This window comes from Bacillus cereus group sp. BfR-BA-01379, from assembly GCF_022663605.1.
GTDB lineage: Bacteria > Bacillota > Bacilli > Bacillales > Bacillaceae_G > Bacillus_A > Bacillus_A mobilis.
In genome coordinates, this window is the sequence record NZ_JAKUFT010000217.1 from 1 (window position 1) to 367 (window position 367).

The window sequence follows — 367 nt, forward strand, 5'->3', positions numbered from 1 at the left end:
GTTCGTTTTCATCTTGTTCATCATATTGATCCGCTCCTTTTCGAATAGTTGTTGTTTCCTTCTGACTTAATTGTATGAAATATTGCAAGAAGTAACTATCGAATTAGCTTACAAGAAAATTACACTTTTGTAAGAATTGAAATTTAACAATTAATGCTCATTTTTATTACCAACTCCTAAAACTTAGTGTTATAATCGTTGTAAGAGAATGATTATAATTCGGATGTTCAGAAAGGAACGAAACAAATGTATAAACCAATTACATTTTTGTTGAAATATATATTTAAAACAGCTGGAAAAGTAGAAGTGCAAGGAAGAGAAAAGTTACCAGAAGGCGGCCCGTATGTTGTTGCGTGTACACATACAA

At 31.1% G+C, this 367-nt stretch carries 1 pseudogene; it reads left to right on the plus strand.

From position 1 onward, the window contains the following. Nucleotides 1–246: 246 nt before the first annotated feature. Nucleotides 247–367: pseudogene (locus tag MR113_RS27545) on the plus strand (1-acyl-sn-glycerol-3-phosphate acyltransferase); the annotation flags it as partial.